Origin of the sequence: Butyricimonas sp. Marseille-P3923, assembly GCF_900184685.1 — a bacterium.
Lineage (GTDB): Bacteria > Bacteroidota > Bacteroidia > Bacteroidales > Marinifilaceae > Butyricimonas > Butyricimonas muris.
The window spans coordinates 510,287-536,621 of the sequence record NZ_FXXL01000007.1; the positions used below are offsets into that span (position 1 = coordinate 510,287).

Below are 26,335 nucleotides of genomic sequence, written 5' to 3' on the forward strand. Positions count from 1 at the left end.
ATCTATTACTCGTGTGTTGTTTTTCCGATGTTTTTTCGTACTTTTGCAACTTGTAAATTACAATTAGTAATAACTAAAAGAAAGCAGAATGGTAAAGATTAAATTTCCCGATGGGAATGTAAAAGAGTTCGAGTCCGGGGTTACCGGCATGGACATAGCTAAGTCGATTAGCCATAAGCTGGCTAAGGAAGTGTTGTCGATATCCGTCAATGGAGTCACGTGGGACTTGACGCGGGGGATAACGACAGACGCCGAGATTAAGCTGTATACATGGGACGACGAAGAGGGACGCCATGCTTTCTGGCACTCGTCTGCACACCTTATGGCAGAAGCTTTGCAGGCTCTTTACCCGAATATCAAGTTCGGTATAGGACCGGCTATCGAGAATGGTTTCTACTATGACGTGGATCCCGGAGAAGGTGTTGCCATCCAAGAGAAAGATTTAGTGGAGATTGAAAAGAAGATGCTGGAGTTGGCAAGGAAAAACGAGGAGTATTGCAGGATAGACGTTAGCAAGCAAGAGGCGTTGAATCATTTTTCATCCCTCGACGAAACATATAAAGTTGAGTTAATCAATGATTTGGAAGACGGTACGATCACGTATTACCGTCAGGGGGATTTCACGGACTTGTGTCGCGGACCGCACTTGCCCGATACATCCTATATCAAAGCGATCAAGTTGACATCCGTTGCCGGGGCATACTGGAGAGGGGACGAGCACAATAAGATGCTGACCCGTATCTACGGTATCACTTTCCCGAAGCAGAAGATGTTGGACGAGTGGATCGTGTTGATGGAGGAGGCGAAGAAGCGTGACCACCGCAAGATAGGCAAGGAGATGGAATTGTTCATGTTCTCGCAAGCCGTGGGTTCGGGATTACCCATGTGGTTGCCGAAAGGCGCTATGTTGCGCGACCGTTTGGAGGCTTTCTTGAGAAAGGTACAGAAGAAATACGGTTACGAGCAGGTAATTACCCCGCATATCGGTAACGTGAACTTGTACAAGACTTCCGGGCATTTCCAGAAGTACGGGAAGGATAGTTTCCAAGTGATCACCACGCCGCAAGAAGGCGAGGAGTTCATGTTGAAACCGATGAACTGCCCGCATCATTGCGAGATATACAAGTTTAAGCCCCGCTCGTACAAGGATCTTCCGGTGCGTTTTGCCGAGTTCGGTACGGTGTATCGTTACGAGCAGAGTGGTGAATTGCACGGGTTGACAAGGGTACGCGGTTTTACTCAAGATGACGCTCACTTGTTCTGTACGCCCGATCAATTGAAGGAGGAGTTCAAGAAAGTGATTGATATTATATTCACGATTTTCAAAGCGTTGGATTTCGAGAATTTCACGGCGCAGGTATCGTTGAGAGACCCGAATAACAAGGAGAAATATATCGGTTCGGACGAGAACTGGGAGAAGGCGGAAACTGCCATCATCGAGGCTGCTGCCGAGAAAGGTCTGACAACTACCGTGGAATTGGGTGAAGCCGCGTTCTACGGTCCGAAGTTGGACTTCATGGTGAAAGACGCTATCGGTCGGAAATGGCAATTGGGTACGATTCAAGTGGATTACAACCTGCCGGAACGTTTCGATTTGGAATACACGGGTGCCGATAACCAGAAGCATCGTCCGGTGATGATCCACCGCGCGCCGTTCGGAAGTATGGAGCGTTTCGTGGCGGTTTTGATCGAGCACACGGGTGGTAAATTCCCCTTGTGGTTGACCCCGGATCAGGTTGTAGTGCTTCCGATTAGCGAAAAATATAACGATTACGCGGAAAAAGTTGTAAATTTCTTAAATAATTCCGACATTCGCACCGTTTTAGACGACCGTAACGAGAAGATAGGTCGGAAGATACGTGATAACGAGTTGAAAAAGATTCCTTACATGTTGATTGTCGGGGAGCAGGAAATGAACGAAAATAAAGTTTCCGTGCGCCGTCAGGGTGAAGGTGACAAGGGATCGATGTCGACGGAAGAGTTTGCAGAGATGATAAATAAAGAGGTAGAGATGCAGTTGAACGCTATCTACAATGAAAATAAATAATAAAAGGAGGATTAATTATAGCAAGGACAATGGAATTTAGGGGCAGAGGTCAAAGTGACAAGCCACAGCACAGAATTAACGAGCAGATAAGAGCCGCTTCTGTGAGAGTCGTTGGTGAAAACGTGGAACCGGGGGTTTATCCCGTGAAAGAGGCTTTAGCGATGGCTGAAGCTGCCGGAGCGGATCTGGTAGAAATATCTCCCAATGCCGATCCACCCGTGTGCAGGATTATTGATTATAGTAAGTTTCTGTACCAGTTGAAGAAAAAGCAGAAAGAGATTAAAGCCAAGAGCGTGAAAGTGGTCGTGAAGGAGATTCGTTTCGGACCCCAGACAGATGATCATGATTTCAATTTCAAGTTGAAACACGCGATTGAGTTCTTGAAAGAGGGTGCTAAGGTGAAAGCCTACGTTTTTTTCAAGGGACGCTCTATCTTGTTTAAGGATCAAGGGGCTACATTGTTGGAACGCTTTGTCGATGCTTTGGAAGATTACGGTAAATTGGAATCCGCTCCCATGTTGGAGGGGAAGAAGATGATTGTGATGATTACTCCTAAAAAATAGTTTAGAATTTGGGTTTTAGAATTTAGAATGAAATCTAAAATTTAAAATCTAAAATTTGAATTGAAAGGATTTTTATAATTACATATTCTGAAACACAATTAAATTTAGAACAAATGCCAAAGATGAAGAGTGTAAGTAGCGCGAAGAAAAGATTCGTTCTGACCGCTACCGGGAAGATTAAAAGAAAACATGCTTTCAAAAGTCATATTTTGACGAAAAAAGCAACGAAGAGAAAAAGAAATTTGACTCATAGTGCTATTGTTGATTCTACTAACATGGCTACTGTGAGAAAGATGCTTTGTATCTAATCTAAGAAATTAAATTAAAAGTAATTAACCGGAATGTTATGCCTGACAAGTTTCTGAAAAGAACGCTAACATTCAAAAAAAACAAGAATTATGCCAAGAGCTAAAAATGCCGTTGCTTCGAGAGCACGTAGAAAAAAGGTTTTAAAACAGACCAGAGGTAACTTTGGTGCAAGAAAAAATGTCTGGACGGTTGCTAAAAACACGTATGAAAAAGGTTTGACGTACGCGTACCGTGACAGAAAGAAGAAAAAATCAGAATTTAGAGCACTGTGGATTCAGAGAATTAATGCCGCGGTTAGAATGGAAGGTTTAACTTACTCCAAATTTATGGGCTTGGTTCATAAGGCTGAAGTAAACATGAACCGTAAAGTTCTTGCTGATCTGGCTATGAATCAACCGGAAGCTTTCAAAGCTGTAGTGGCGAAAGTGAAAGAGTTAGCTTAGTAATTATAAAATATCGGAAAAAGGCTGCCCTCGGGTAGCCTTTTTTTTTAATTAAAATGTTACCTTTGCGTGTCAGTGGTATATTTTATTTATTTAGAATAATGAAGATTGCATTACTAGGATACGGGAGAATGGGAAAAGCTATCGAACGATTGGCTCGGGAACGTGGGCACGAGATTGTTTTAATCGTGGATGAAACAAATCGGGCTTCGTGCACGGACGAGCAGTTGAAGCAAGCGGACGTGGCGATAGAGTTTACAACTCCGGCTGTTGCCGTGGATGATTACGGCTGGTGTTTTCGCAACGGGGTTCCCGTGGTATCCGGTACAACCGGGTGGCTGGAGAGATGGAGCGAAGTGACGGAATTATGCAACGAGACGGGGGGGGCGTTCTTTTACGCGTCGAATTACAGTATAGGGGTGAATATATTCTTTCACTTGAACCGATGGTTGGCTAAGACCATGGCGGGGTTTGATAATTATAAGGTATTCGTGGAGGAAACACACCATGTACATAAACTGGATGCACCCAGTGGTACGGCAATTACTTTGGCTGAAGGAATTTTAGAGGAACACCCGAAATATTCTTCTTGGAAACTGGATGAAGGAGAGGTGAAAGCCGGCGAGTTGCCGATCAAGGCAAAGCGTGAAGGAGAAGTGCCCGGTATTCATGCCGTGACGTATAAATCGGAAGTGGACGAGATTCAGATATATCATTCCGCCTTTTCCCGTGACGGCTTCGCTCAAGGTGCCGTGATGGCTGCCGAATTTCTTGCCGGGAAGAAGGGGGTTTACGGGATGGATGATCTTTTGGAGTTGAAAGTTAAAAACTAAAAGTTTAGAATTAAGAACGAAGATATGAGAAATGTATTGACAAATAAATGGTTTAAGTTCGGGATAGTTCTTTTTATATACTTGTTGTGGACGTTGTGGGTACAGAGTTGGTGGTTGCTGATCGGGGTACCTGTATTGTTTGATATCTATATCTCGAAGAAAGTACATTGGGCATTCTGGAAGAAAAAGAACGTGGAGAAGCAAACGAAAGCCGTCGAGTGGATTGATGCTTTGATATTTGCCGTTATTGCCGCCACGCTGATCAGAATGTTTTTTTTCGAGGCGTACACGATCCCGACGTCTTCCATGGAGAAAACCATGCTCGTGGGGGATTATTTGTTCGTGAGTAAGGTCGCTTACGGACCGAAGTTGCCGAACACCCCTTTATCAGTACCTTTTACACATCATACCTTACCTTTCACGCAATCCACGAAAGCGTATTCCGAGGCAATACAGTGGCCTTACAAGCGCATCGGCGGGTTGGGCAAGGTGAAACGGAATGATATTGTCGTGTTTAATTTCCCAGCGGGGGATACGGTTGTCGTGGGGAACGAGAATCCGGACTATTATTCGAGGTTGCGGAGTGCAACACAGAAAGCGATTTACGATACGAAGATGGAGAAAGGGATAGATGTTTCTTATGAATTTGCATTACCTATTGTGCGTAAGGATATGTGGGCAAAGTATGACATCATCGCCCGCCCGGTGGATAAACGGGAAAACTATATCAAGAGATGCGTGGGGATGCCGGGAGATGTGTTGGAGATGAAAGATGCCGTGTTATACGTGAACGGGCAAAAGGAAGAGAATTACGCTACCATGCAGTTGAATTATTATATTAAGGTGACTTCCCCGTTTAATCAATTGAAGTTGCAGGAGATGGGGATTGCTTTGGATGACATTCAATATTACAATAATAATTATAAGTTGCCTTTAACACCGGAGATGTTGGAGAAGATCAAGGCGATGCCTAACGTGGTTTCTGTCACTCGAGAGACGGAGCGGGGAGAGGTGTTCCCGTATAGTGAGGCTTACCCGTGGACGAGAGATGATTTCGGTCCGCTGCCGATTCCGAAGAAGGGGGAAACGATTGATCTGACTATCGAGAATTTACCTTTGTACGAGCGTATTATCGGGGCTTACGAGGAGAATAAGCTGGAAGTGAAGGATTCCGTTATCTATATAAACGGGAATCCGGCGGATAAATATACCTTCAAAATGGATTACTATTGGATGATGGGTGATAATCGTCATAATTCGGCGGACTCCCGTTACTGGGGATTCGTGCCCGAAGATCATATCGTGGGTAAGGCTTATTTCATCTGGCTTTCCTTGGATAAGGATAAATCTTTCTTGGGTAAGATACGATGGAACAGGATGTTCCGGTTTATACATTAAAAAAAAGCGGCTTAGCCGCTTTTTTTGTTAATTAATTTATTAACTTGTCAGTGTTTTGAAATACTACAATTATGGCAAAGAGTAAAACTAAAAAGACATTTGTATTAGATACGAACGTTATCCTTCATGATTATAGATCGATTTACAATTTCGAGGATAATGATATCGTTATCCCAATAACGGTACTTGAAGAGTTGGATAAATTCAAACGGGGAAATGACCAGATTAATTACCACGCGCGGGAGTTTGCGCGGGAATTGGATCAGATTTCGGGGGAGGATTTCTTTGTTAAAGGAGCTTCTTTGGGTAAAGGCAAAGGAAATCTTTTTATCCAGACGGGAGTGCCGTTTAACGAGAAGATAAACGAGTCGTTCAGTGAGGATATTCCGGATCACAGGATATTGGCTATTGCCGCTTATATTACAGAGAAGAGGAAGGGTGAAAAGGTTGTTTTGGTGTCGAAAGATATGAATTTGAGGATGAAAGCGAGGTCTCTGGATATTTTGGCAGAGGACTATAAGACGGATCAAGTGAAGAATTTGGAAGTGTCGTTGAGCAAGTGCGTGATCACGAAAGAGGATTTCTCGCAAGACTTGATCGCCAAACTTTACGAGAGCGGGGAAGCCGGGGTTCCGGTGGAAACGTTCTTCCCGAAAGAGGATATTAAAGGAAATAATTATTACATATTAAAGAACGGCAGTAATTCCGTTCTGGCCTGTTATGATCCTACGCGGAGAGTTGTGCGGAAAGTGGAGAAGTTGAATACTTTCGGTATCTATCCGAAGAACTCGGAGCAGGCATTCGCGTTGGATGCATTGATGAACCCGAATATATCCCTTGTTGCCTTGAGTGGTAAGGCGGGAACGGGTAAGACATTGTTGGCGTTAGCGGCGGCATTGCAACAAAATAAGGCTTTCGAGCAGATTTATCTGGCTCGTCCTATCGTGGCATTATCCAATAGGGATTTAGGGTATTTACCGGGTGACGTGAACGAGAAAGTAGGTCCTTATATGCAGCCTCTATTCGATAATCTGGCGGTTATCAAGCATCGTTATAATATGCATAGTCAGGAGAACCGCTTGATTGATGATATGTTGAAAGACGAACGTTTGGTTATTTCCGCGTTGGCATACATCCGCGGACGGAGCTTGTCAAACGTGTTCTTTATCGTTGACGAAGCCCAGAACCTTACCCCGCATGAGGTGAAGACGATTATCACACGTGCCGGAGAAGGGGTGAAGATGGTGTTCACGGGAGATATTGATCAGATCGATTCTCCTTATCTGGATCGTCAGTCTAACGGTTTGTCACATCTGTTCGACCGGATGCAGGGACAAGAGATTTTCGCCCACGTGCATCTGGAGAAAGGGGAACGGAGTTACCTTGCAGAGGTGGCTAGTAACTTGTTGTAATAGTCGAATTAGTAGTTTATAAGGTTTATAAAGTTCATAAAGTTTATAAGGTTCATAGCCCCCTGCGGGGCGCTTTGTCCACGACAGCTTTAGCTGTCGATAAATATAGTCCGAAGGACACCCGTCACTTTATAAACCTTATAAACTTTATGAACTTTATAGACTCATTTTATGAATATATTGGGATTTCTGGGTGCGGCAATTCTGTTGACATTGATGCCGGGACCCGATATTTTGTTCGTGATAACACAAAGTATTATCCGGGGAAAAAAGGCGGGAATCATTTTTGCTTGCGGGTTGTGTACCGGGTTGATCGTTCACACGGCGGCAGTGAGTTTGGGACTTTCCTTGATTCTGTACAAATCTCCGGTAGCCTTTGCCGTGCTGAAGTATCTAGGGGCGGGGTATTTAATCTATTTGGGTATCAAGTCTTTTATTCATCGTAATGAGAACTCGATGGAGTTGCCTGCTGCCGGGGGTGCGGAATACAAGCTATACCGCAAGGGTATTCTGATGAATGTCTTGAACCCCAAGGTTCTCGTGTTTTTTATAGCGTTTTTTCCCGGATTCGTCAATCCGGCAACGGAGAATCCGGCAGGTGAATTTCTGTTGCTGGGCGTGCTTTTTATGGCACAGGCTATCGTTATATTCTCGCTGGTTGCTTTGTTGGCAGACCGGTTATCCCGTCGTTTGATGCAAAACAACCGTTTCTCGTTGATTATGCATATCATCGAGTCGTTGGTGTATTTCGCTATCGGTATCAGTTTGATCTTCGTGACCGTGGGCTCAGAACTTCCTCAAGCGTAATATGCGGGGGATATATGTTGAAATATGACGCGCTTTTTTCGTATCGTAGACGTCGGCTATTTTAATTAAAATAGCTGTTTCTTCCACACCGCCGAATCCCGGGTTTATCGCCGTACCGAATGATTTCATCGAGGGCGACAGGCTCATGTAGGCATTCACGAGAGGGGGTATGTTTTCCCCTTGTTCACGCACGTAACGGGAAAGTATCTTGTAATCTTCCTCGTAACTGTTCCCGCAGAGGATGCTGCCGAGTTTTCTATCGTCGATATGTATTTCCAAAGGAACGATAGGTTCAACCAATCCTTCGTTGTCTTTAAAATACTTGCGCATGAAGAAAAGTATCATGTCGCGGGCTTTTATGTTGAAGCTGGTGTACATGGTGACTTTACCGAAGAAGTATTCCATCTCCGGGTTCTCCACGGTAAGGGCTCCCAATCCGTCCCATAGATTATCCAAGGCAAAAAGGGATTTCCGTCCCATTTTGGTGGATTGATACAAAGGTTGAACGAAAGAGCGTCCGAGTTCAATCATCTTGGTGAGGTACTCCTTTTTGAATCGCTCTGAAAAACGGAATAACTCCGTGGTCGCGAGATTGGGCTCTCCCTCCGCGTTCAGAGAGAGGTTGTCACAAAGGATATAACGGTAGCCACCCAGTATTTCCTGCTCTTTCGGGTCCCACACGATAAGTTGCTGATAGGGTACCTGTTCATCCACGTCGAACGGGTCTATATCTACTTCTTTTCCTGTCCCGCCCCCCGCTGTCCTGAAAGTCAATTCACGTAACCGTCCGACCTCTCTCATGAGGTTGGGACTGTTGAAGGCATTGAACGAGTATATTTCATTATTGCCTTTATTGGTTTTCCGGATAAATCTTTCTTCCGTTAATTCAGCTAGCAATTTTGCTTTATCGACAGGATAAATAACTGGTTGCATAATTTTGAATCTATAAACTATATACGTTTTTTTTCACTTCTGCTGCCCACTCTTTGGGAGTCTTACTTTTATCGAACGTTTCCCACGGGATGGGTTTACCTATACTTAATGTAAAAGTAGAACCTTTTTTATTGAATGTTTCCTTGGGGAGGCACATCATTTCGAGGTTTACTTTCAAGCCTATTTTTTTTCTGAAGTTAGCGAGGTTGTAGAAGAACTTGGAGTTCTCGCCTTTCACGTGTATCGGGACAATATCGCGTTGGTATTTCACGGCTTTCACGATAAAGCTCTTTTGCCACTCGGGATCAATGATTACCCCCTTGGTCTTACGGCTGACCATCCCTGCCGGGAAGGTGATTATTTGCGCGTCGGAAGCGAAAGCGTTTTCGAGATCAGCAGCGGCTTCTTTTGCCAGAGCCCCGTGCTTGTTGACGGGCAGGAAGATGTTGTTCAAGTTCTTCAAGTTCATCAACAAGTCGTTTACCGGGAATTTTAACGGACTGTATTTTCTACCTAAATAAGAGATCAGTATAATTCCGTCCGGACCGCCGAGAACGTGGTTGGCGGCGAATATGTATCGTCCGTTGGGAGCGGGAAGGTTTTCTTCTCCCTCGATTTTAAAGGATAAGTCAAGGTATTCCATGACTCCGTCAGCGAAATCGAGTCCCTTGCGGTCCCCGTATTTCGAGATAAAATCGTTGATTTGGTCCTGGCAAATTAATCTTTTTAAGAATGAATAAACGAATTTAGGAATCCAGCGTGCTAATTTTGGATTTTTGCTCTTAAAAAGTTGTTCAATGTATATCGGTTTAACAGTTTCTTCCATAATTATTGTGAATTGCTCTCTCTTACTTCAAAAGTTTTGACAAAGATAAAAAACCTTATTCAATAAAATTCGTTATAGAGGATATGAATTGAAAAATATGAACATTTTTAATGAATGGAATAAGTTGAACGCAAAAAAAGAGAACTATGAAAAAATTATCTTTGATAAGTAGTGGAGTTATTTTGATGCTTTCTTTCTTGATGGTGGGGTGTAATACCATGAAGAAGTTAGAGAGAGAAGCCATCGAAACGGCAGTAGTGGGGAAGGTCTCACCTCAGCAGTTGACAGCGGTGGATGGAACGGTGAATTTTAATTATAATATTGCTTTCGCTCCCAAGCAGTTTTATAAGAAGTTAATTTTGAAAGTGACTCCCAAGATGCAATATCCCGGTGGAGAAGAGGCTATGGCACCACTTTATTTCCAAGGAGAGAAAGTGAAAGGGACGGATTATCCCGTGGTAGAGTACAAGGGTAATACGATGGCAACTTATAATTTGTCTTTCCCGTACCGTGACGGTATGCAGAAAGGCGTGCTAATCGCTGATATCGAGGCAATTATGAAGAACAAGAGCGTTACTTTGACTCCTGCTATATTGAACACGAACGGGGTGAAAGAGTGGAAAACTTACGCTTATTCCTTACCTAATAATCCTAACGCGATACCGTTGTTTACCGAAACATTCGTGAAAGATGTTCCCGCCACGGGCGTAGGTGTGGTCAGCGGTTATGTATTGTTCCCGTTATCTCAATCCGTGATCACGGACGCGCAAAAGAAATCAACCGTGATGACGCAGGCCGCCAAGGTTATGAAAGAAGTGTTGGCTAATAAGGATGCCAAGATCACGGAGATGGTCATGTATGTTTCCAGTTCTCCTGAAGGACCGGAGAGATTGAACAAGAATCTGACGACGAACCGTTTCAAGGCTGCCAAGTCTTTCTTCGAGAAAGACCTTGCTCTGGCAAATACTCCGGTGGCAAAGGATTCCAAACTTATCGTGTCTAATTTGGTAGACGAGAACTGGGATGGTTTGTATCTGTTGTTGGATGACTCTAATATACGGAATAAAGCCGCGATCGTGAAAGATTTGAAGGCTGCCCCGAGTTTGGCAAAACGTGCAGCTATTCTTGATTCATATATCAAATCGGTTCCGGAGTTGAAAGATGTTGTTCTTCCTGTTCTTCGTCGTGCTGACTTCTTTATATTCTACACGATGCCTGCTGTTATACAGGTAGAGAATCAGGCAACTGCTTATTATGTACCTCAATTACAGGAAAATTCAGTGTTGTCTGCACAGACTGACGTGAGTTTATTGAATGATTTGGCCGCTATGGCTATCCGGAACAAGGATTACCGGAAAGCCAAGAAGTTGTTGGAGTCGGCTGCCGTGATGAAAGAGCAACCGGAAGTGTTCAATAATTTGGGTATCGTGTACCAAAACGAGGGAAATAATGCGCAAGCCCAAAATATGTATTCCAAAGCATCTATCAAGAAAGAGGCCAAGTACAATTTAGGTATGTTGTTATTGCAGCAAGGCGAGTATAACAAGGCTATTCCCTACTTGAAGGCAATGCCTGATGTAAATCTTGCTTACGCGCAATTGATGGCTAATGACAATCGTGCCGCTTTACAGACTTTTAAGAGTTTGAACTTGACGACAGGAGATGAATATTATTTGATGGCTGTAGCTGCTGCCAGATTGAAAGATACGCGGACCATGGCTGACGCTTTGCAGAAAGCTATACAGCTTGACCCGCGAATGAAAGAAAAAGCTCAGATGGATAGAGAATTTTATCCTTATGCGCAAGAAACGATTTATTTGAATATTGTTGATTAAAATTGTTTGACTTTGCATTGTTGAATAGGGTTATGGCGAAGGCGATAACCCTATTTGCTATTGTATAAAAGCCAACCTGCAACTTGCAGAGCCGTAGGGCTCAACTTGTAACCTGCAACTTTGTAAAGCAATTTATCGCTTTACAAAACCTTATCCGGATTCTGTTTGATGAAATCTCCCCAGTCTTTGCATTTGGAACTGCCTGTTGTCGGGAGGTTGCCTTGTATATGGTGGCAATAAGCGATGGCGATGGCGTCCGTTTCGTCCAGTGTCGAAATGGTGTCGGGCATAACCATAAACTTGCCTAACAGGATGGCGATCTGTTCTTTTGATGCCTCTCCTGTACCCGTGATGCTCATCTTGATTTTTTTTGGAGCGTACTCGAAGATAGGTATGTTGCGTTGCAGTGCGGCAGCTATGGCCACGCCTTGCGCGCGTCCCAACTTGAGCATGGATTGGATGTTTTTCCCGTAAAACTGTGATTCAATGGCTAATTCGTCCGGGTGATAGGAGTCGATGACTTGCAGGGTTCTTTGGAATACCCGTTGTAACTTCAGGTATGGATCACCCAGTTTCTTCATGTCCACGACTCCGGACACGACAAGTTCGGGTCTGCTGTTCTTTCCGGTAGTGCGGAGAATCGCGTATCCCATGAAATTAGTTCCGGGATCGATGCCCATGATTAGTTTTTCCATATCCTTTAGATTTCTATACTTCTTCCAGCGTGGTGCTGAAATGAAGCATTTTTTCTCCAAACATTTCAGTCAATACACCCAGTAATTTTTCTTTGTATAGTTCCATGAAAACAGCGTAATCGTCTGCAACGGAGAAAACGAGTTGCAGGGAGAATGATTTCCCATCCTCTTCATTTACCAGTATTCTGGTGAACAGAACGTCACAGCATACTCCTTTGGTTTTGACGAAAGGAATATAAAATTCGTGGATGGCTTTTCTGAATGCACCCTCTATTTCTTCTTCGACGTGGAATGTTGTGTTGTAGATAAAACGCATAGGTATCGAGGTGAAATTTAGGACGTGACCGCTACGGTCACGTCCTAAATTGATTATTATCTGATATAGTCCGTACCCATGAATCCGCGTAAAACGTCGGGTACACGGATGCCTTCCGGTGTTTGGTTATTTTCCAGCAAGGAAGCCACGATTCTCGGCAGAGCCAGCGCACTGCCGTTAAGCGTGTGAGCCATGATGGTTTTCTTCTCTCCTTTGTCCCGGAAACGCAGTTTCAAGCGATTCGCTTGGTATTCCTCGAAATTGGAAACGGAACTGACTTCCAACCAACGATTCTGGGCTTTGGAATATACCTCGAAATCGTAAGTTAGGGCAGACGTGAAACTCAGGTCACCACCGCACAACCGAACGATACGGTAAGGTAGTTCCAGTTTTTGCAACAAGCCTTCCACGTGTTTTACCATACCGTCCAGAGCCTCGTAAGACGCTTCCGGGCGAGTGATTTGCACGATTTCCACTTTATCGAACTGGTGCAGACGATTCAATCCGCGCACGTCCTTACCGTATGAACCCGCTTCCCGGCGGAAACAAGCCGAATAGGCAGTGTTTTTTACCGGCAACTGGTCTGCGTCAAGAATAACATCCCGGTAAAGGTTCGTTACCGGAACTTCTGCCGTCGGGATAAGGTAAAGTTTATCCTCGTTCACGTAATACATTTGTCCGTCCTTATCGGGTAATTGTCCGGTTCCGAAGCCGGAATCTTCATTCACCACGAGGGGCGGTTGTACTTCCTCGAACCCGGCTTTGATGTTTTCCTCCAGAAAGAAATAGATTAAGGCTCTTTGCAAACGGGCTCCCAATCCTTTGTACACGGGGAATCCGGCTCCGGTGATTTTTACACCTACCTCGAAATCGATTAATTGATATTTCTTTGCCAGCTCCCAGTGGGGGAGTTGTCCTTCCTCGTGGGCGGGCACGTTGTCGCATACTTTCACGATCACGTTGTCGGCATCGCTTTTGCCGGGAGGTACGGAGTCGTGGGGAAGGTTCGGCAGGCGCACGATGAGCGTGTTCAACTCGTTCAGCGTTTCGTTGTGCTTGGTTGTCAACGCGGCGATTTCCTCTTTCAAACGGGTGGTGTTTGCACGGGCAGTTTCCGCTTCCTCTTTTTTTCCTTCTTTCATCAACGAGCCGATTTGTTTCGAGATGCTATTCATTTCGGCTTGTTTATCGTCTGATTCTTTTTGAAGGTTTTTTCTCTCGTTGTCAAGAGAGATGATTTTTTCTACTAATTCCTTGGCATCAAAGTTTTTGACGGCTAATTTACGAATCACCGTTTCTTTGTTTTCCTGAATAAATTTAAGGTTTAGCATCCCGTCTTAATTTTAGGTTTTAGATTTTAGATTACGGGAACAAAAGGCTTTTGAGGATACCGTTGTTCCGGGGTGTAAAAATAAAAAAACTCCTGTACTTTACCAAGGACAGGAGTTCGAAATATGTTCATTTTTCTGTTTACTCGGCAATAGCTTCAACAGAAACGTACGATTTGTTGTCTTGTTTCTTTTTGAAAACAACTTTTCCGTCGATCAATGCGAACAAGGTATGATCTCTACCTAATCCCACGTTCAATCCGGGGTTGTGTACAGTTCCTCTTTGACGAACAATAATACTACCAGCCTTGGCGAATTGTCCGCCGAAAATCTTTACTCCTAATCGTTTGCTTTCTGATTCACGACCGTTCTTAGAGCTACCGACTCCTTTCTTGTGTGCCATATCGTCTTATAATTTTAGAAGTTACAAAATAAATTAAGCGTTGATCGTTTCGATCTGAATTTGAGTCATACATTGACGATGACCGTTCTTTTTGCAGTATCCTTTTCTTCTCTTTTTCTTGAAGATGATTACTTTGTCAGCTTTCAAGTGAGATAATACTTTTGCCGTAACTTTGGCTCCTTCTACAATTGGAGTACCGATTTTGATATCTCCTTCGTTGTCCACTAAAAATACTTTGTCAAATTCTACTTGAGAACCTTCTTCTGCAGCCAGTCTGTGAACATAGACTTTACGGTCTTTTTCAACTTTGAATTGTTGTCCTGCGATTTCTACAATTGCGTACATTGTTCTAATTCATTTTTAAGTTAATACCATGGGGTGGGCATTTCTCCACTTGGTGTACCCCTGAGGTTAAATTTTCGCTCGGCAAAAGTAGTAATTGTTTTTGAAACGGCAAAGATTTCACTGAATAAAACGGTGTTGTTTTTAATAGAAATTCTTTGGATTCGTATTTTTAAGTGGATATTGAATAATTAAAGGTAAAATGTCGTGAATGGTAGTGAGATATTATTGCTAATATCATGAAGCGGGTCGAAATCAAGAATGGTAATTCAAGAAAATAATGATATTATGATTAGTTTTGTGTGTTTGCTTGAATTTTATCAAAATACGAAGAAGTATTTAGTATATTGCCGATATATGGAAAATTATTCTTTTAAATTTGATGATTTTCAAAATAGCTAAAAATATACTATATTGCCTAATGAACTATTTTTTAATCTTTTTAAAAATAGGGTAAATTCTTTGATATATGAATTTATTTTAATATTTTTGTAATACTAATTATTTACTAATTTAAAATACAAATAACATGAAAAAGAGAATTGTTTTTGTCATCATATTATTTTTAGGATTGACGGGATTCAGTGGAGAAGATCAAATTGTGGAGCAATATAGTATAAATTCTCAAGAAGGAGTAGCATTTGTTGGTGAGGCACCTAAAATACTCAAGCATCTCCAAGATGTAATTGTTGTTAAAGGGGATGTTGCTGTTTTTAAGGCTACAGTTTCGACAGCCGTCAGTTCAGTTACGTGGTTTAAGAATGGTGTTGAAATTTCAATGGGAGTTTGGTGTTATTCTACTTTTAAAGATTATACTGCAACACTCGTAATAGAAGAGGTATATCCAGAAGATGATGGAAACTATAGCGTACAATTCAAAAACGCTTATGGATATGTTACATCAACGGCGAAACTAACTGTTAAATTGCCGTGATAAAAGAATAATCCCACTCAGTTTATCAACAAGAATTTATATATGAGTATTATGTGCGGTAATCATATCTTTATTGAAACTTTATACGGGTTCAAACGTGTCCGACGGAATATTATTTTTTTGATGTTTGCTATTCTTGGGATGGTGGGAATTGTTCTTTACATGTTCACGTCGTTATCTGCTTTATTCCATGTTGAAAGTCTCGATCAACTTTTAAAGCAACCTCCAATGGAATGGGTATCCCAGGCGTTACCTTCGTCTATGCCTTTCCGGAGTGCTTACTTGTTCAATATATTGCAACTTTTTTTTGTGACAATACTCGTTATTAATGACACGAGATTATCCCATATGGATACCATAGATGCTTTGAATGTTCACCCGCAGGGGAATTCAGAAAGTTCGATAGGGAATGTCGTGGGAAAATTCCTTGCCTTTTCGATAGTCAACGTGTTGAGCTTCGTCTTTTGTGGTTTGCTGAATCTTCTTTTTTATTCCAATGTGTTTAACATCAGGTATTACTTCTTTTATTGGTTGACGTTGAACCTCCCGACTTTGGTCTTTTGTTTGGGGCTCTCGACTCTCGTAGTAAGACTAACGAAAAATCAGGGTTTGAGTGTAATCCTTTTGACAGCTATTCTTGGCGTGTTGACCCTTCCCGGTTCTGTGTGGTTAAACGGTTTATTTGACCCGTTGGCAACGAGGATTCCCAACATGTTTTCCGATTTCACTGGACACGTGAATCTCACGAGTTATTTGTTACAACGGGGCTTTATCTTGTTTTTAGGTATCATTTTTGCAGTTTTTGCCGTGTTTTTTTATCCTCGGATTCCTAATGACATGCGAATGGTATCTCGGTTAGCGTGGGTAGCACTATTCCCGTTGTTTTTTGCTGTAGGTTTTGCGGTTTTTCATGGTTTTCAATCCAGTAACGACAAACGGGAAGCGTTCTGGGAAGTTTATTCGAGATATTACCAGAAAAAGGTATTAAAAATAGTGGATAACAAACTTCATTTGAAAGAAACGGAAAACGGGGGAATTGCCGTGACCAGCCGAATGACTGTAGAAAACAAGGATGACGAGGAACTTCCCTTGATTCTTTACCTGAATCCCGGACTTGTGATCTCCTCGGTTACCGTAGACGGGGAAAATATCAAGTACCAGCGTGAACTGCAAGTGCTTCTTGCGGACTGGAAGGTATCTCCCGGCGAGACAAAAGAAGTGATCGTGAAATACGAGGGGAAAATCGACAATAGTTTTTGTTTTCTCGATACCCCGGAAGAGAAGTATGCTTCCCCGGCAGTGAACACGATTGATATTTACCATTTCGGTTATAGTCCCGCATTTTGCGAGAAAGGGTACAAATTACTCACGCCGGAATGTGCTTGGTACCCGGTCAGTGTGCCTCCCTACGATGCATCCGGTTTCAGACGAGCCATGTTTACCCGTTACAAGCTGGAAGTGGGACATAATCCGAATCTGGTGGCAATATGCCAGGGAGAGGCGAATCGGGAAACGCTCGGGAAGACGACGTTCACGTTCGAGCATGACATGAAGGGAATCAGCCTTTGCGTCGGTAACTACAAGAAACGGGAGATCGTGGTCGGTAGTGATGAGAAAAAATGGGAATGGGACGAATCAATTACTGACTTTAAAAGGCCGAAACCAGCAAAGGATGAAAACCCGACGAGAGTGGAACTGTTTTACTTGCCCGGACACGAGTATATGCTCGACATTTACAATAATATTCCCAAGGAGGAGTGGTCGGACATAATCGAAAGTGCTAAAGTTTCAATAGGATTTTATGGTAATAATAACAATTATGCCGTAAAACGCATGATGAATAAAATTGCCGTTGATCCCACACTACAATATCCTTACAGTTGGATCACCATAGTGGAAGTGCCGTGTGCTTTTCATGTGTTCACGGGGAAGGCCTTGCAGGAGGGAGAAAGGGTGCAAGGGGGAATGATATTTCTTCCGGAAAAGAAATACTCGGTGGATATGTCTTTCTTTTCTGACAACAAGAAATTGAAAACTCAATTACGATCGTACGAAGAACCAGAAACTCAATTATGGTTTGATAATGAATTTCAACTGTTTGAGCGGGGAAGTTATGGTCTGGAATCAAGCGGTATGGGTAACACGAGTTTCGTTTACTCTGATGAGTGCCCCTTGATTAATGATGTCTTGTTCTTGACTTTTTATCCCGAATTAATTTGGAAACATGGGACGAATGAGGCGAAGGTCGAATATTATATCGTTGATTACTTGAAAGACCATAGTCTGGAAGAGGCATTAAACGATCCATTGTTATCTCAGGAACTGCTTGATAAGATCATTCGTAAAAAATGTGCGGAATTAAACGCCTTGCTGGCGATCCAAATTGGAAAAAAAGAATTTAACAAGGCTTATCACGATTTTCTCAAACAACACCTTTTCGAGGAAGCAATCTTTGAGGATTTCTCGCAAGAAATCTTTGCCCGTTTTAACGTTAGGCTCGACTCCATTGTTGTGAACTGGTTTAGAAGTAACGAGTTACCTCTTTTCGAGATAGACGGGCGTACCATTTCTGTAAGAGGTGAGAGAGGTTGTAGTACATTCGATTTCAAGGTATTTAACCGGGGTAAAGTTCCGGGTATCATCAAGATAAATGGTGACCATCCGGGATGGATCATTCCTGCTGGAGAGGGACGAGCGATAAAGATGCGAGTATCAAATGTTATTAATTTTAATGTCAATACATTGCTATCTTTGAATGTTCCGGGATATGTAGAATTATCGAACGAGAGAAGAGATGTTTATACTGATACAACCACGTGGTATTTACCCCTCGATTCAACCTCGTTTTTAACGGGGAACGAAAATGAGGTTGTCGTGGATGACTCTGACCCTGGATTCACGATCCTTGAAACTAGAAAGTTTAATATAGCTTCTTTCTTCGGGCAAGTTGAAACACGCGCCAAATATTACGCATTTGCCCCTGCTGAGCACTGGGGTTTTACGATCAATAAAGAGGGGTATGGTTTTCCCGTGAAAGGAGCGTATTTTAAATTCGGGGGTAAGGGTAATCAAAAAGTACAGTGGGAAGCCGATTTACCCGAGGGAGCATACGAGGTATTTTGTTATCAACCTTTTGAAAGAAACAGAATCAGTGATTTCTTAAGGGAGTACTATTATACCGTATTTGACGGGAAGGAAGAACACGAGGTTGTGCTTTCTATGAGTAAGGATGATGGGGGATGGTTGTCCTTGGGTGTTTTTGATTTCCACGGGAAGGGAAGGGTGACATTGAGTGACAGGGATCGTAAACGTAATTCCGCTGACAAAGATAGTGATCCGCAAGTTGTCGTTGCTGATGCCATAAAGTGGGTTAAAGTTCAGAAATAATAGTCTGTATTATCGTTGGAAAAGTTTATATTATACTTCGCTTCACGTTATTCAAGTGAAGCGAAGTTGTTGTTAATTAATTATTCGAGACTGAAAATATGGCACGAGTGTGTAGGATAGAGAATCGTGTTCTTGTTCGATATTATTTGTAATAAAAAACATTGTGTCCTATTTTAGTTAGGTGTTATTCCCGGAAAAGTACTAACTTTGGCAAGATTTTAGGAAATAGTAAAAGTTATGAAATATATCGCACGTCTGATACTGAAAATGTTCGGTTGGAAACTCAAGGGAAGTTTGCCCGTGGATAAAAAAGCGGTGGTGATTTCCGTGCCGCATACTTCTATTATGGATTTTATATGGGGGAAGCTCACGTTCATGAGTTATGGGATTCCTACTTATATATTAATGAAGAAGGAATTTTTCTTTTTTCCCTTGGGGGCTATCCTGAGAGCCTTGAACGTGATTCCCGTTGACCGGGGAAATAAAGAAAATCATCTTGTAGAGCGGATGGTGGAGGAATTTAATAAACGGGACGTGATGTACCTGACGATTACCCCGGAAGGAAGTCGCAAAAAGCGAAAGAAATGGAAGAAAGGATTTCTGGTAATCGCGAAAGAGGCGGGTGTTCCCGTGTACCTGGGCAGAATCGATTATAAAGATAAATATTGCACGTGGGGACCTCGGTTTATCCCCTCGGGGGATCCGGATGCCGACTTGAAATACATCATGTCGACTTACAAGGACGCTAATCCCCGTCATCCGGAAAACTTTTCGGCAGGAGATTAAATTAAAATAAAAGGATTATGAAGGTAGCAATCGTACAGGCACGTTTGGAATGGGAAAATGTTCCCTTGAATTTGAAACTCTTCAACAAACGTATGAGTGACATAAACGGGGTGGATATTATCGTGCTGCCGGAGATGTTTTCTTCCGGTTTCACGATGACGGGTAAAGATCAGGTGGCTCCTTTCCACGAGGCGGTATACCGGTGTATGCAGGATTGGGCGGACGAGAAAGACGCTTTGGTCATGGGATCGACCATTTATTTTGAAGACGGACATTATTTCAATCGTTTGCTGGCGGCATTTCCGGGGGGGAAAGTGTTGCATTACGATAAAAGGCACCGTTTCACGATGGGGCATGAAGACGAGCATTTTACCGCCGGGCACGAGTTGCCGGTGTTTGAATACAAGGGCATGAAGATTGCGCCTTTCATTTGTTACGACCTGCGATTCCCCGTGTGGAGCCGTAATACTTCCGGGTATGACTTGGCTGTTTACGTGGCTAACTGGCCGGAGGCAAGGAGGGAGCCTTGGCAGATATTGTTGAAGGCGAGGGCCGTCGAGAACCAGTGCTACGTGGTGGGCGTGAATTGCGTGGGGGAGGACGGAAACGGTCTGCAATATTCCGGCGATTCTATGGTGATATCTCCCCGGGGAGAGGTGCTGGTGGCTTGTGAGCCTTATGCCGACGAAGTACAGGTGGCAGATGTCGATTTGGGTGCTTTGGAAGGGTTCCGTGCAAAATTTCCCGTTTTGGAAGATAGAGATGAATTTACAATTGATGAATAAATAATAACAGCAGAAGAAAGGATGAAAAAAACATTGTTGACGATAATCGGATTAAGTATGATGTTCGGTTTGAATGCACAGGAGAAGGTTTTGACCATGGAAGAGGCTGTCGTGGGGTACCATTTGTATCCGCGGGCAAAGTATATCCAATGGCAGGGGGATAAGAATCAGTTTACTTATCTCGACCGTGAAGGACTCATGGGGGAGTCGGCGGATAAAGGTGAGAAAACCGTTTTGTTGACTGTGCCGGAGTTAAACAAAATTATCGGGGCTGATTTGAAAGGCTTCCCTAATTTTTCTTGGTTGGACGGAAATACGCTGGTAGTTGCCCGTCAAGGGAAAATTTACCATATCGACGTGGAGAAAAAACAGTTGAAACAAACTTTTTCTTTCCCGAAAGGGGCGGCTAATCAGACCTACTCGAAGGCAGGTAACATGTATGCTTACACGGTAGACAACAATTTGTATTACATGGATGAACGGGGAAACAGTTACGCCGTGACTTCCGATGAGAACAAGAATATCGAGAACGGTCAGGTGGTTAGTCGCAACGAGTTCGGTATCACGGGCGGTATATTTTGGTCGCCTGACGGTAAGAAACTTGGGTTTTACCGTAAGGACGAGAGCGAAGTGACGAATTTTCCCTTGTTGGACATCAATAGCCGTACCGGAGATCTGAAAGAAATCAAATACCCGATGGCGGGAATGAAGTCCGAGTTGGTGACGATGGGGGTTTATGACATCGCTTCCGGTACTACTGTCTTTCTGGACGTGAATGATTTCGGGCGGGAACAGTATCTCACGGGCGTGACGTGGGCGCCGGAATCCGACATCGTGTATATTCAGGTGTTGAACCGGGGACAGGATCACATGCGTTTGAACAAATACGATGCTTCTACCGGGAAACAGATTGCCACGTTGTTCGAGGAAAAATCCGATACTTACGTGGAGCCTCAAAACGGGCTGGTTTTCATGAAGAATAACCCGAAACAGTTCCTTTACGAGACGAATAACCGGGACGGTTATTTCAATCTTTACTTGTATGACGTGAACGGCAAGCTGATCAAACGTCTGACGGATGTCGATGCCGACGTGGCTTACGCGGGTATGGATCGTGCCGGGAAGTACGTGTATTACCTTTCTTCGGAAGTGTCCCCGGTGGAAAAACAACTTTTCCGGGTAGACGTGAAGAGTGGCAAGAAAACCCGTCTGACTCCCGAGGAAGGTTGGCACACGATCACGATGAGCGGGGATTGCAGTTATTTTATCGATAGTTACAGTAGTGTAAAGACCCCTCGCAACGTTGATTTGGCTACCAATAGCGGTAAAGTGGTACGCCGTGTTCAAGAGGTGGAGAACCCGAACAAGGATTACAACTGGGGTGAAGTTACTTTGGGCTCTATAAAGGCTGACGACGGTAGTGATTTATACTATCGGTTGATTAAGCCTATGAATTTCGACCCGAACAAGAAATACCCGGTAATTCATTACGTGTATGGCGGACCGCATGCTCAAATGGTGACCAATATCTGGAATGCCAATATCCGCATGTGGGAAATGTATATGGCTCAACACGGTTACGTGGTATTTATTATTGATAATCATGGTACTCCGAACCGGGGAAAGGCTTTCGAGGAGGTGATTCATCGCCAATGCGGTCAGGTGGAAATGAAAGATCAGGTGAAAGGTATCGAGTGGCTGAAGTCATTCCCTTGGGTGGATGCAGATCGTATTGGTGTTCACGGTTGGAGTTACGGCGGGTTTATGACGATTTCGTTGATTACCAATTACCCCGATATTTATAAAGTGGGTGTTGCCGGAGGTCCCGTGATTGACTGGAAATGGTACGAGGCTATGTATGGAGAGCGTTATATGGACTCCCCGCAGGAGAATCCCGAGGGGTACGCCAAAGTGAGTTTGATCGCCAAGGCCAAAGACTTGAAAGGCAAATTGTTGATTTGTCAAGGTGCAGTAGATCCTGTCGTGGTATGGCAACATAGCTTGAGTTTTATCCGGGAATGTATCAAAAATAACGTGCAAGTGGATTACTTCCCTTATCCTTGTGCCGAGCACAATGTTATGGGACGTGACCGTATTCATCTGATGCAGAAAGTGACGGATTATTTTGAAGATTACTTGAAATAATTGAACAATAAAATAAATCAGCCAACTAATTCTAGTTGGCTGATTTATTTTATGTCGAAAGTTTTTATAACTTTTCAATCTCTTCTCGCGATAAGCGGGTTCCTTTAATTATAACCTCTGTTGGAACTTCCAAGGCTTTTAAGTTTTGGCTATTTCTATTTGTTTTTTCTTTTCACCTTCCTCAAATCCTTTAATATGCCCTTTCTTTTCTGCCGTTTTAACCACATTGTACCAATCTCGGAAAACTTTCAGGCTATCCTCGTATTCAAATAGTTCTTGCTTGGAGAACCCGGCAATTTCTGCCGCTTTGAAAAAACGTTCGAAAACTCATTCCTGTATCATGTCTGTGCCGAACAATTTCTTGAAACCGAAGTCGGTGTAAGGATTGATATATCGTTCTTGTAAATCTTCACTTCCCATGTTTTTTGTTTATTGTTATAACAAAGATAATATAAACTTACAAGAAATCAAAGTTCAACAGGAATCAAGTATGTGAAGTTGGAGGCTGTTCCTTTTAAGCGTTGAATTTACGATACGATTCCTGTTACAGTATCTTTTCGTACAAGTGGAATTTGTGCAGTCCGTACTCTCCAAGTCCCAGATCGACCGTAGCCACGTGTTTGAATCCAAATTTCTCGTACAGTTTGATGGCGGGAATATTGTTCACGTAAACGTCCAGACGAATCGCAGTCATACCTTGCTCTTTTCCTGATTCACACGCGAAGGAGATTAATTTTTTCCCGATGCCGGCTTTCAGAAAGTCCGGGTGAACGACAAGCGTGTGAATCACGAATATTTTACTGTAATCCGAATCAATACCCCACGGTGCAATTTTGTACGCTTCTTCCGGGTGATGATTCAGTATTATGGAACCGATAATCTGCCCGTCGCGTCTTGCCACGTACAGGTTACCTTCTTTGACACCCTTTTCCGCGTTTTCCCGGACGGGGTACACTCCTTTGATCCATCCCGGGTGGTTAATATCGGATGCAAGGAAATCATTCAAGTCATTATATAATTGTTCCAGCTCGTTGATGTCTGCGAATTGTCCCTTTTCAATAATTACTTCTGTCATGGCAGGTGATGAATAACCGGACAAATATAAGGGAGCTTTTCTGCTTTGCCAAAAAAGTTTTTCGGAAAAGGTAGATATTTGTATCTTTGTACGGGATTTGGATTCGCCGTCATTGGCATTTTCAATTTTCAACTTTCAACTTTCAATTTTCAATTGTTATGCGCATTGATATATTAAGTGTTGTACCAGAGTTACTGGAGAGTCCTTTGAATCATTCGATTATCAAACGGGCGAAAGAAAAAGGGATCGTGGAGATTTATATCCATAATATACGGGATTGGTCGAAGGATAAGCACCGGAAGGTGGATGACTATTCTTTCGGCGGGGATGCCGGACTGGTGATGGCGGTACAGCCGATTTTTGATTGTATCAATGAATTGACTTCTCGGCGACATTACGACGAGATTATCTACACCGCCCCGGATGCCCCTACATTCAACCAGAAGATGGCGAATGAATTGTCGTTGAAGGAGAATATTATGATTCTTTGCGGGCATTATAAAGGGATTGACCACCGGATTCGGGAGCATTTGATTACCCGGGAGATTTCCGTGGGTGATTACGTGCTGACGGGAGGGGAGTTGCCCGCCTGTATCATGACGGACGCCATCGTGCGTTTGTTGCCGGGTGCCATGGGGGACGAAACATCCGCTTTGACCGATTCGTTTCAGGACAACCTGCTTGCCCCGCCCGTGTACACGCGTCCCGCGGAGTTCAACGGTTGGCGGGTGCCGGATGTGCTGTTATCAGGCAATCACGCCCTGATTGACGAGTGGCAGGAACAACAAGCCTTGGAACGTACAAGACGGTTACGCCCGGATTTGTTGGGGGAATCTGCCGGGTAGACGCTGAATGCGCTTTGCCTTCTGGTCGGGCTACCGATGCTCTCGACTAAATACATAGCAACAACGTAGTAACAACGGAGCATAAATATAAACGAGTGTTTATGCTCCGTTGTTATTGTATGCATATTATCTTTTTATTCGAGGTCAACGATAGCGTGGTCTTTTTTACATGGAAATGAACGTACGAGGTTCTTTCCCGTGGATTTGCTTAAATGCTCTACTTGTATTATATTTGAGGGAGTAAACTGTGAGGTGTTTAGTTTTGGATATCGAGTAAGGCTCGGTGATGTGTGTAGACGAGCGTGAGGGGAGAAAAAGAGGGAGAAAAGTGAAACTTTTGGAAGGGTATCGGTATAAAACTAACTATAGGGGGATGGATTGGAGTTAATTCCGACAGGGGACTTCGTTGTGCTTGTAGCGCGATGCGGTTAAGTGTCGGGAGGTTGGACGTTTAATGTAGAAAGGAGATAATATGGCTTCTATAAAAATAAGATTTAGAGAGTCAACGGTAGAGGGTAAGATGGGGTCTTGTTTTATACAAATCATACATCGGCGTAAGATCGGGGTTTTAGCCACGGGGATAAAATTACACGCGTGGGAATGGGATAAGGCAAGTAATGATATTCGCTGGACGGGCGGTGAGCCCAGACGGCAGGTAATCGTGCAGGCGGCACGGGAAAGGCTTAGGCTGGTGGTGAATGAATTGCGGGATATTATCGGCTGGTGGGAAGTCAATAAAGAGGAGTACACGGTGCGGATGATTGTCAATGAATACAACAGGCGATTGACGAAAGGCACGTTGTTTTCTTTTATGGGTGGGTGTATTGAAGAATTGAAAGGCGTGGGTAGGGAGAGAACTTCCGGTACGTATTGCAGCACGTTGAAGAGTTTTAAGGACTTCCGGCAGGGACAGGATATTCGTTTGAATGAGATTAGTGCTTCTCTGGTCAAGCAGTTCGAGAATTACTTGAAATCAAAAGGAGTGTGCTTGAACACGATCTCTTTTTATATGCGGATATTACGCGCGGTCTACAATAAAGCGGTGGGCAACGGGTTGATTCGGGAGGATCATTTTCCTTTTCGGAAGGTATTCACGGGAGTGGAACGAACGGTTAAACGGGCTATCACGAGGGAAACGGTTTCACGGTTGCTGGAGTTGGATTTGAGGCGAAAACCCAACTTGGATTTTGCCCGTGATCTGTTTCTGTTCAGTATGTTTACCCGGGGGATGGCTTTCGTGGATGTGGCTCATTTGCTCAAGACGGATATTGTCGGGGACGAGATCGTGTACAAGAGAAAGAAGACCGGTCAGCGGATACGGGTAAAACTTCTTCCTTATGTTTTGGATATCATCCATAAACATCGAATAGCGGATGAGAATATACCTTTTTTATTTCCGTTATGTTATTGCCCGTGGACTCGGAAAGAACTTTCTTATGCAAGTGCCCTGCGCAAATATAATAAGGCGTTGGAAGAACTTTCTAAGATATTGGAACTGGAAAAACCGCTTAGTTCATACGTGGCACGCCACACTTGGGCTACCCAAGCCAAAAGAAAAGGAGTGGCACTGGCTGTCATCAGCGAAGCGATGGGGCATACCTCTGAAAATACGACCCGGATCTATTTGGCTTCATTTAACGAGGATGTCGTGGATAAGGCGAATGAAACGGTTGTGCTTGATTTCTTCACGTGAAAGGTTGTTACAGACGCTGCGTTACTTGTGGAGTAAAAACTGGAATGTTTGGGTTACTAATTCAGCGTTTTGATAGTGCTACGTTCTTGATTTTATTAGCAACTTTGCTAGTGGTTTAAACTTTACTGCCGTAAATTTTACAATGGTAATTTTTACGGCGGTAAGATCTAATGTACCAGCCTTAGAAAGTAGACA

Annotated in this window: 24 protein-coding genes and 1 pseudogene; 16 read left to right on the forward strand and 9 right to left on the reverse strand. The window is 43.4% G+C overall.

Annotated features, from left to right (window positions below):
- Positions 1-88: 88 nt before the first annotated feature.
- From thrS to CS948_RS13690, 8 genes are all read left to right on the forward strand, one after another.
- Positions 89-2,047 (forward strand): threonine--tRNA ligase, encoded by a 1,959-nt coding sequence (gene thrS, locus CS948_RS13655; RefSeq protein WP_099292270.1) that lies wholly within the window; start codon positions 89-91, stop codon positions 2,045-2,047.
- 29 nt (positions 2,048-2,076) lie between these two features.
- Positions 2,077-2,610, forward strand: a complete 534-nt coding sequence (gene infC, locus CS948_RS13660) for a translation initiation factor IF-3 (protein ID WP_099292271.1) — start codon at positions 2,077-2,079, stop codon at positions 2,608-2,610.
- Positions 2,611-2,723: 113 nt separating this feature from the next.
- Positions 2,724-2,918: a 50S ribosomal protein L35 gene (rpmI, locus tag CS948_RS13665; protein ID WP_099292272.1), complete on the forward strand. Its 195-nt coding sequence runs from the start codon at positions 2,724-2,726 to the stop codon at positions 2,916-2,918.
- Between the two features lie 90 nt (positions 2,919-3,008).
- Positions 3,009-3,362, forward strand: coding sequence for a 50S ribosomal protein L20 (gene rplT / locus CS948_RS13670; RefSeq protein WP_099292273.1), 354 nt, complete (start codon positions 3,009-3,011; stop codon positions 3,360-3,362).
- A 101-nt stretch (positions 3,363-3,463) separates the two neighbouring features.
- On the forward strand, positions 3,464-4,195 hold the full coding sequence (gene dapB / locus CS948_RS13675; RefSeq protein ID WP_099294517.1) for a 4-hydroxy-tetrahydrodipicolinate reductase: 732 nt from the start codon (positions 3,464-3,466) through the stop codon (positions 4,193-4,195).
- A gap of 24 nt (positions 4,196-4,219) precedes the next feature.
- Positions 4,220-5,593, forward strand: a complete 1,374-nt coding sequence (gene lepB, locus CS948_RS13680; RefSeq protein WP_099292274.1) for a signal peptidase I — start codon at positions 4,220-4,222, stop codon at positions 5,591-5,593.
- 71 nt (positions 5,594-5,664) lie between these two features.
- Complete coding sequence (locus CS948_RS13685; RefSeq protein WP_099292275.1) at positions 5,665-7,005, forward strand: PhoH family protein; 1,341 nt, start codon at positions 5,665-5,667, stop codon at positions 7,003-7,005.
- A gap of 171 nt (positions 7,006-7,176) precedes the next feature.
- On the forward strand, positions 7,177-7,812 hold the full coding sequence (locus CS948_RS13690) for a LysE family translocator (RefSeq protein ID WP_099292276.1): 636 nt from the start codon (positions 7,177-7,179) through the stop codon (positions 7,810-7,812).
- Here the strand turns inward: CS948_RS13690 and CS948_RS13695 are convergent.
- Together CS948_RS13695 and CS948_RS13700 are read right to left on the reverse strand one after the other, a co-directional pair.
- Positions 7,792-8,745, reverse strand: coding sequence for a GNAT family N-acyltransferase (locus tag CS948_RS13695; protein ID WP_099292277.1), 954 nt, complete (start codon positions 8,743-8,745; stop codon positions 7,792-7,794). The two genes, CS948_RS13690 and CS948_RS13695, sit on opposite strands and share 21 nt — an antisense overlap.
- A 10-nt stretch (positions 8,746-8,755) precedes the next feature.
- Positions 8,756-9,571: a glycerol acyltransferase gene (locus tag CS948_RS13700; protein WP_099292278.1), complete on the reverse strand. Its 816-nt coding sequence runs from the start codon at positions 9,569-9,571 to the stop codon at positions 8,756-8,758.
- A 146-nt stretch (positions 9,572-9,717) separates the two neighbouring features.
- Between CS948_RS13700 and CS948_RS13705 the strand changes: the two genes are divergently transcribed.
- Positions 9,718-11,406: a tetratricopeptide repeat protein gene (locus CS948_RS13705; protein WP_255302019.1), complete on the forward strand. Its 1,689-nt coding sequence runs from the start codon at positions 9,718-9,720 to the stop codon at positions 11,404-11,406.
- Positions 11,407-11,546: 140 nt separating this feature from the next.
- On the opposite strand, the gene ruvC is transcribed toward CS948_RS13705, so the two are convergent.
- The 5 genes from ruvC to rplU form a co-directional block, all read right to left on the reverse strand.
- Positions 11,547-12,101 (reverse strand): crossover junction endodeoxyribonuclease RuvC, encoded by a 555-nt coding sequence (ruvC, locus tag CS948_RS13710; RefSeq protein ID WP_099292280.1) that lies wholly within the window; start codon positions 12,099-12,101, stop codon positions 11,547-11,549.
- Positions 12,102-12,114: 13 nt separating this feature from the next.
- Entirely contained in the window at positions 12,115-12,417 is a 303-nt protein-coding gene (locus CS948_RS13715) for a DUF4286 family protein (RefSeq protein WP_099292281.1), read from the reverse strand.
- A gap of 56 nt (positions 12,418-12,473) precedes the next feature.
- The gene (gene serS, locus CS948_RS13720; RefSeq protein WP_099292282.1) at positions 12,474-13,748 is read right to left on the reverse strand and encodes a serine--tRNA ligase; all 1,275 of its coding nucleotides are present in this window, start codon (positions 13,746-13,748) and stop codon (positions 12,474-12,476) included.
- Between the two features lie 139 nt (positions 13,749-13,887).
- Positions 13,888-14,148, reverse strand: coding sequence for a 50S ribosomal protein L27 (gene rpmA / locus CS948_RS13725; protein WP_099292283.1), 261 nt, complete (start codon positions 14,146-14,148; stop codon positions 13,888-13,890).
- Between the two features lie 33 nt (positions 14,149-14,181).
- On the reverse strand, positions 14,182-14,493 hold the full coding sequence (gene rplU / locus CS948_RS13730; RefSeq protein WP_099292284.1) for a 50S ribosomal protein L21: 312 nt from the start codon (positions 14,491-14,493) through the stop codon (positions 14,182-14,184).
- A gap of 526 nt (positions 14,494-15,019) precedes the next feature.
- Between rplU and CS948_RS13735 the strand changes: the two genes are divergently transcribed.
- The 5 genes from CS948_RS13735 to CS948_RS13755 all read left to right on the forward strand — a co-directional run bounded on the left by CS948_RS13735 (position 15,020) and on the right by CS948_RS13755 (position 22,527).
- The gene (locus CS948_RS13735; protein WP_099292285.1) at positions 15,020-15,424 is read left to right on the forward strand and encodes an immunoglobulin domain-containing protein; all 405 of its coding nucleotides are present in this window, start codon (positions 15,020-15,022) and stop codon (positions 15,422-15,424) included.
- A 228-nt stretch (positions 15,425-15,652) separates the two neighbouring features.
- Positions 15,653-18,811: a hypothetical protein gene (locus CS948_RS13740; RefSeq protein WP_141560954.1), complete on the forward strand. Its 3,159-nt coding sequence runs from the start codon at positions 15,653-15,655 to the stop codon at positions 18,809-18,811.
- A 237-nt stretch (positions 18,812-19,048) separates the two neighbouring features.
- Positions 19,049-19,597: a 1-acyl-sn-glycerol-3-phosphate acyltransferase gene (locus tag CS948_RS13745; RefSeq protein ID WP_099292287.1), complete on the forward strand. Its 549-nt coding sequence runs from the start codon at positions 19,049-19,051 to the stop codon at positions 19,595-19,597.
- Between the two features lie 17 nt (positions 19,598-19,614).
- Entirely contained in the window at positions 19,615-20,382 is a 768-nt protein-coding gene (locus tag CS948_RS13750) for an amidohydrolase (protein WP_099292288.1), read from the forward strand.
- 21 nt (positions 20,383-20,403) lie between these two features.
- Positions 20,404-22,527 carry a DPP IV N-terminal domain-containing protein gene (locus CS948_RS13755; protein WP_099292289.1) on the forward strand — a complete coding sequence of 708 codons (2,124 nt, stop codon included), beginning with the start codon at positions 20,404-20,406 and terminating at the stop codon, positions 22,525-22,527.
- 64 nt (positions 22,528-22,591) lie between these two features.
- Here the strand turns inward: CS948_RS13755 and CS948_RS13760 are convergent.
- Together CS948_RS13760 and CS948_RS13765 are read right to left on the reverse strand one after the other, a co-directional pair.
- Positions 22,592-22,866 (reverse strand): annotated as a pseudogene (locus CS948_RS13760) (hypothetical protein); the annotation flags it as partial.
- Positions 22,867-23,071: 205 nt separating this feature from the next.
- A complete protein-coding gene (locus CS948_RS13765) occupies positions 23,072-23,602 on the reverse strand; it encodes a GNAT family N-acetyltransferase (RefSeq protein ID WP_099294519.1) in 531 nt (176 codons plus the stop codon).
- Positions 23,603-23,760: 158 nt separating this feature from the next.
- Here CS948_RS13765 and trmD point away from each other — a divergent pair, with 158 nt between their 5' ends.
- A complete protein-coding gene (gene trmD / locus CS948_RS13770) occupies positions 23,761-24,447 on the forward strand; it encodes a tRNA (guanosine(37)-N1)-methyltransferase TrmD (protein ID WP_099292290.1) in 687 nt (228 codons plus the stop codon).
- Positions 24,448-24,919: 472 nt separating this feature from the next.
- The gene (locus CS948_RS13775; RefSeq protein WP_099292291.1) at positions 24,920-26,140 is read left to right on the forward strand and encodes a site-specific integrase; all 1,221 of its coding nucleotides are present in this window, start codon (positions 24,920-24,922) and stop codon (positions 26,138-26,140) included.
- Positions 26,141-26,335: the final 195 nt, after the last annotated feature.

Excerpts from the sequence above, each read along its gene's own strand:
- thrS (WP_099292270.1), top strand. The coding sequence starts at position 89 with ATGGTAAAGATTAAATTTCCCGATGGGAATGTAAAAGAGTTCGAGTCC.
- infC (WP_099292271.1), top strand. The coding sequence starts at position 2,077 with ATGGAATTTAGGGGCAGAGGTCAAAGTGACAAGCCACAGCACAGAATT.
- rpmI (WP_099292272.1), top strand. The coding sequence starts at position 2,724 with ATGCCAAAGATGAAGAGTGTAAGTAGCGCGAAGAAAAGATTCGTTCTG.
- rplT (WP_099292273.1), top strand. The coding sequence starts at position 3,009 with ATGCCAAGAGCTAAAAATGCCGTTGCTTCGAGAGCACGTAGAAAAAAG.
- dapB (WP_099294517.1), top strand. The coding sequence starts at position 3,464 with ATGAAGATTGCATTACTAGGATACGGGAGAATGGGAAAAGCTATCGAA.
- lepB (WP_099292274.1), top strand. The coding sequence starts at position 4,220 with ATGAGAAATGTATTGACAAATAAATGGTTTAAGTTCGGGATAGTTCTT.
- CS948_RS13685 (WP_099292275.1), top strand. The coding sequence starts at position 5,665 with ATGGCAAAGAGTAAAACTAAAAAGACATTTGTATTAGATACGAACGTT.
- CS948_RS13690 (WP_099292276.1), top strand. The coding sequence starts at position 7,177 with ATGAATATATTGGGATTTCTGGGTGCGGCAATTCTGTTGACATTGATG.
- CS948_RS13695 (WP_099292277.1), bottom strand. The coding sequence starts at position 8,745 with ATGCAACCAGTTATTTATCCTGTCGATAAAGCAAAATTGCTAGCTGAA.
- CS948_RS13700 (WP_099292278.1), bottom strand. The coding sequence starts at position 9,571 with ATGGAAGAAACTGTTAAACCGATATACATTGAACAACTTTTTAAGAGC.
- CS948_RS13705 (WP_255302019.1), top strand. The coding sequence starts at position 9,718 with ATGAAAAAATTATCTTTGATAAGTAGTGGAGTTATTTTGATGCTTTCT.
- ruvC (WP_099292280.1), bottom strand. The coding sequence starts at position 12,101 with ATGGAAAAACTAATCATGGGCATCGATCCCGGAACTAATTTCATGGGA.
- CS948_RS13715 (WP_099292281.1), bottom strand. The coding sequence starts at position 12,417 with ATGCGTTTTATCTACAACACAACATTCCACGTCGAAGAAGAAATAGAG.
- serS (WP_099292282.1), bottom strand. The coding sequence starts at position 13,748 with ATGCTAAACCTTAAATTTATTCAGGAAAACAAAGAAACGGTGATTCGT.
- rpmA (WP_099292283.1), bottom strand. The coding sequence starts at position 14,148 with ATGGCACACAAGAAAGGAGTCGGTAGCTCTAAGAACGGTCGTGAATCA.
- rplU (WP_099292284.1), bottom strand. The coding sequence starts at position 14,493 with ATGTACGCAATTGTAGAAATCGCAGGACAACAATTCAAAGTTGAAAAA.
- CS948_RS13735 (WP_099292285.1), top strand. The coding sequence starts at position 15,020 with ATGAAAAAGAGAATTGTTTTTGTCATCATATTATTTTTAGGATTGACG.
- CS948_RS13740 (WP_141560954.1), top strand. The coding sequence starts at position 15,653 with ATGGAATGGGTATCCCAGGCGTTACCTTCGTCTATGCCTTTCCGGAGT.
- CS948_RS13745 (WP_099292287.1), top strand. The coding sequence starts at position 19,049 with ATGAAATATATCGCACGTCTGATACTGAAAATGTTCGGTTGGAAACTC.
- CS948_RS13750 (WP_099292288.1), top strand. The coding sequence starts at position 19,615 with ATGAAGGTAGCAATCGTACAGGCACGTTTGGAATGGGAAAATGTTCCC.
- CS948_RS13755 (WP_099292289.1), top strand. The coding sequence starts at position 20,404 with ATGAAAAAAACATTGTTGACGATAATCGGATTAAGTATGATGTTCGGT.
- CS948_RS13765 (WP_099294519.1), bottom strand. The coding sequence starts at position 23,602 with ATGACAGAAGTAATTATTGAAAAGGGACAATTCGCAGACATCAACGAG.
- trmD (WP_099292290.1), top strand. The coding sequence starts at position 23,761 with ATGCGCATTGATATATTAAGTGTTGTACCAGAGTTACTGGAGAGTCCT.
- CS948_RS13775 (WP_099292291.1), top strand. The coding sequence starts at position 24,920 with ATGGCTTCTATAAAAATAAGATTTAGAGAGTCAACGGTAGAGGGTAAG.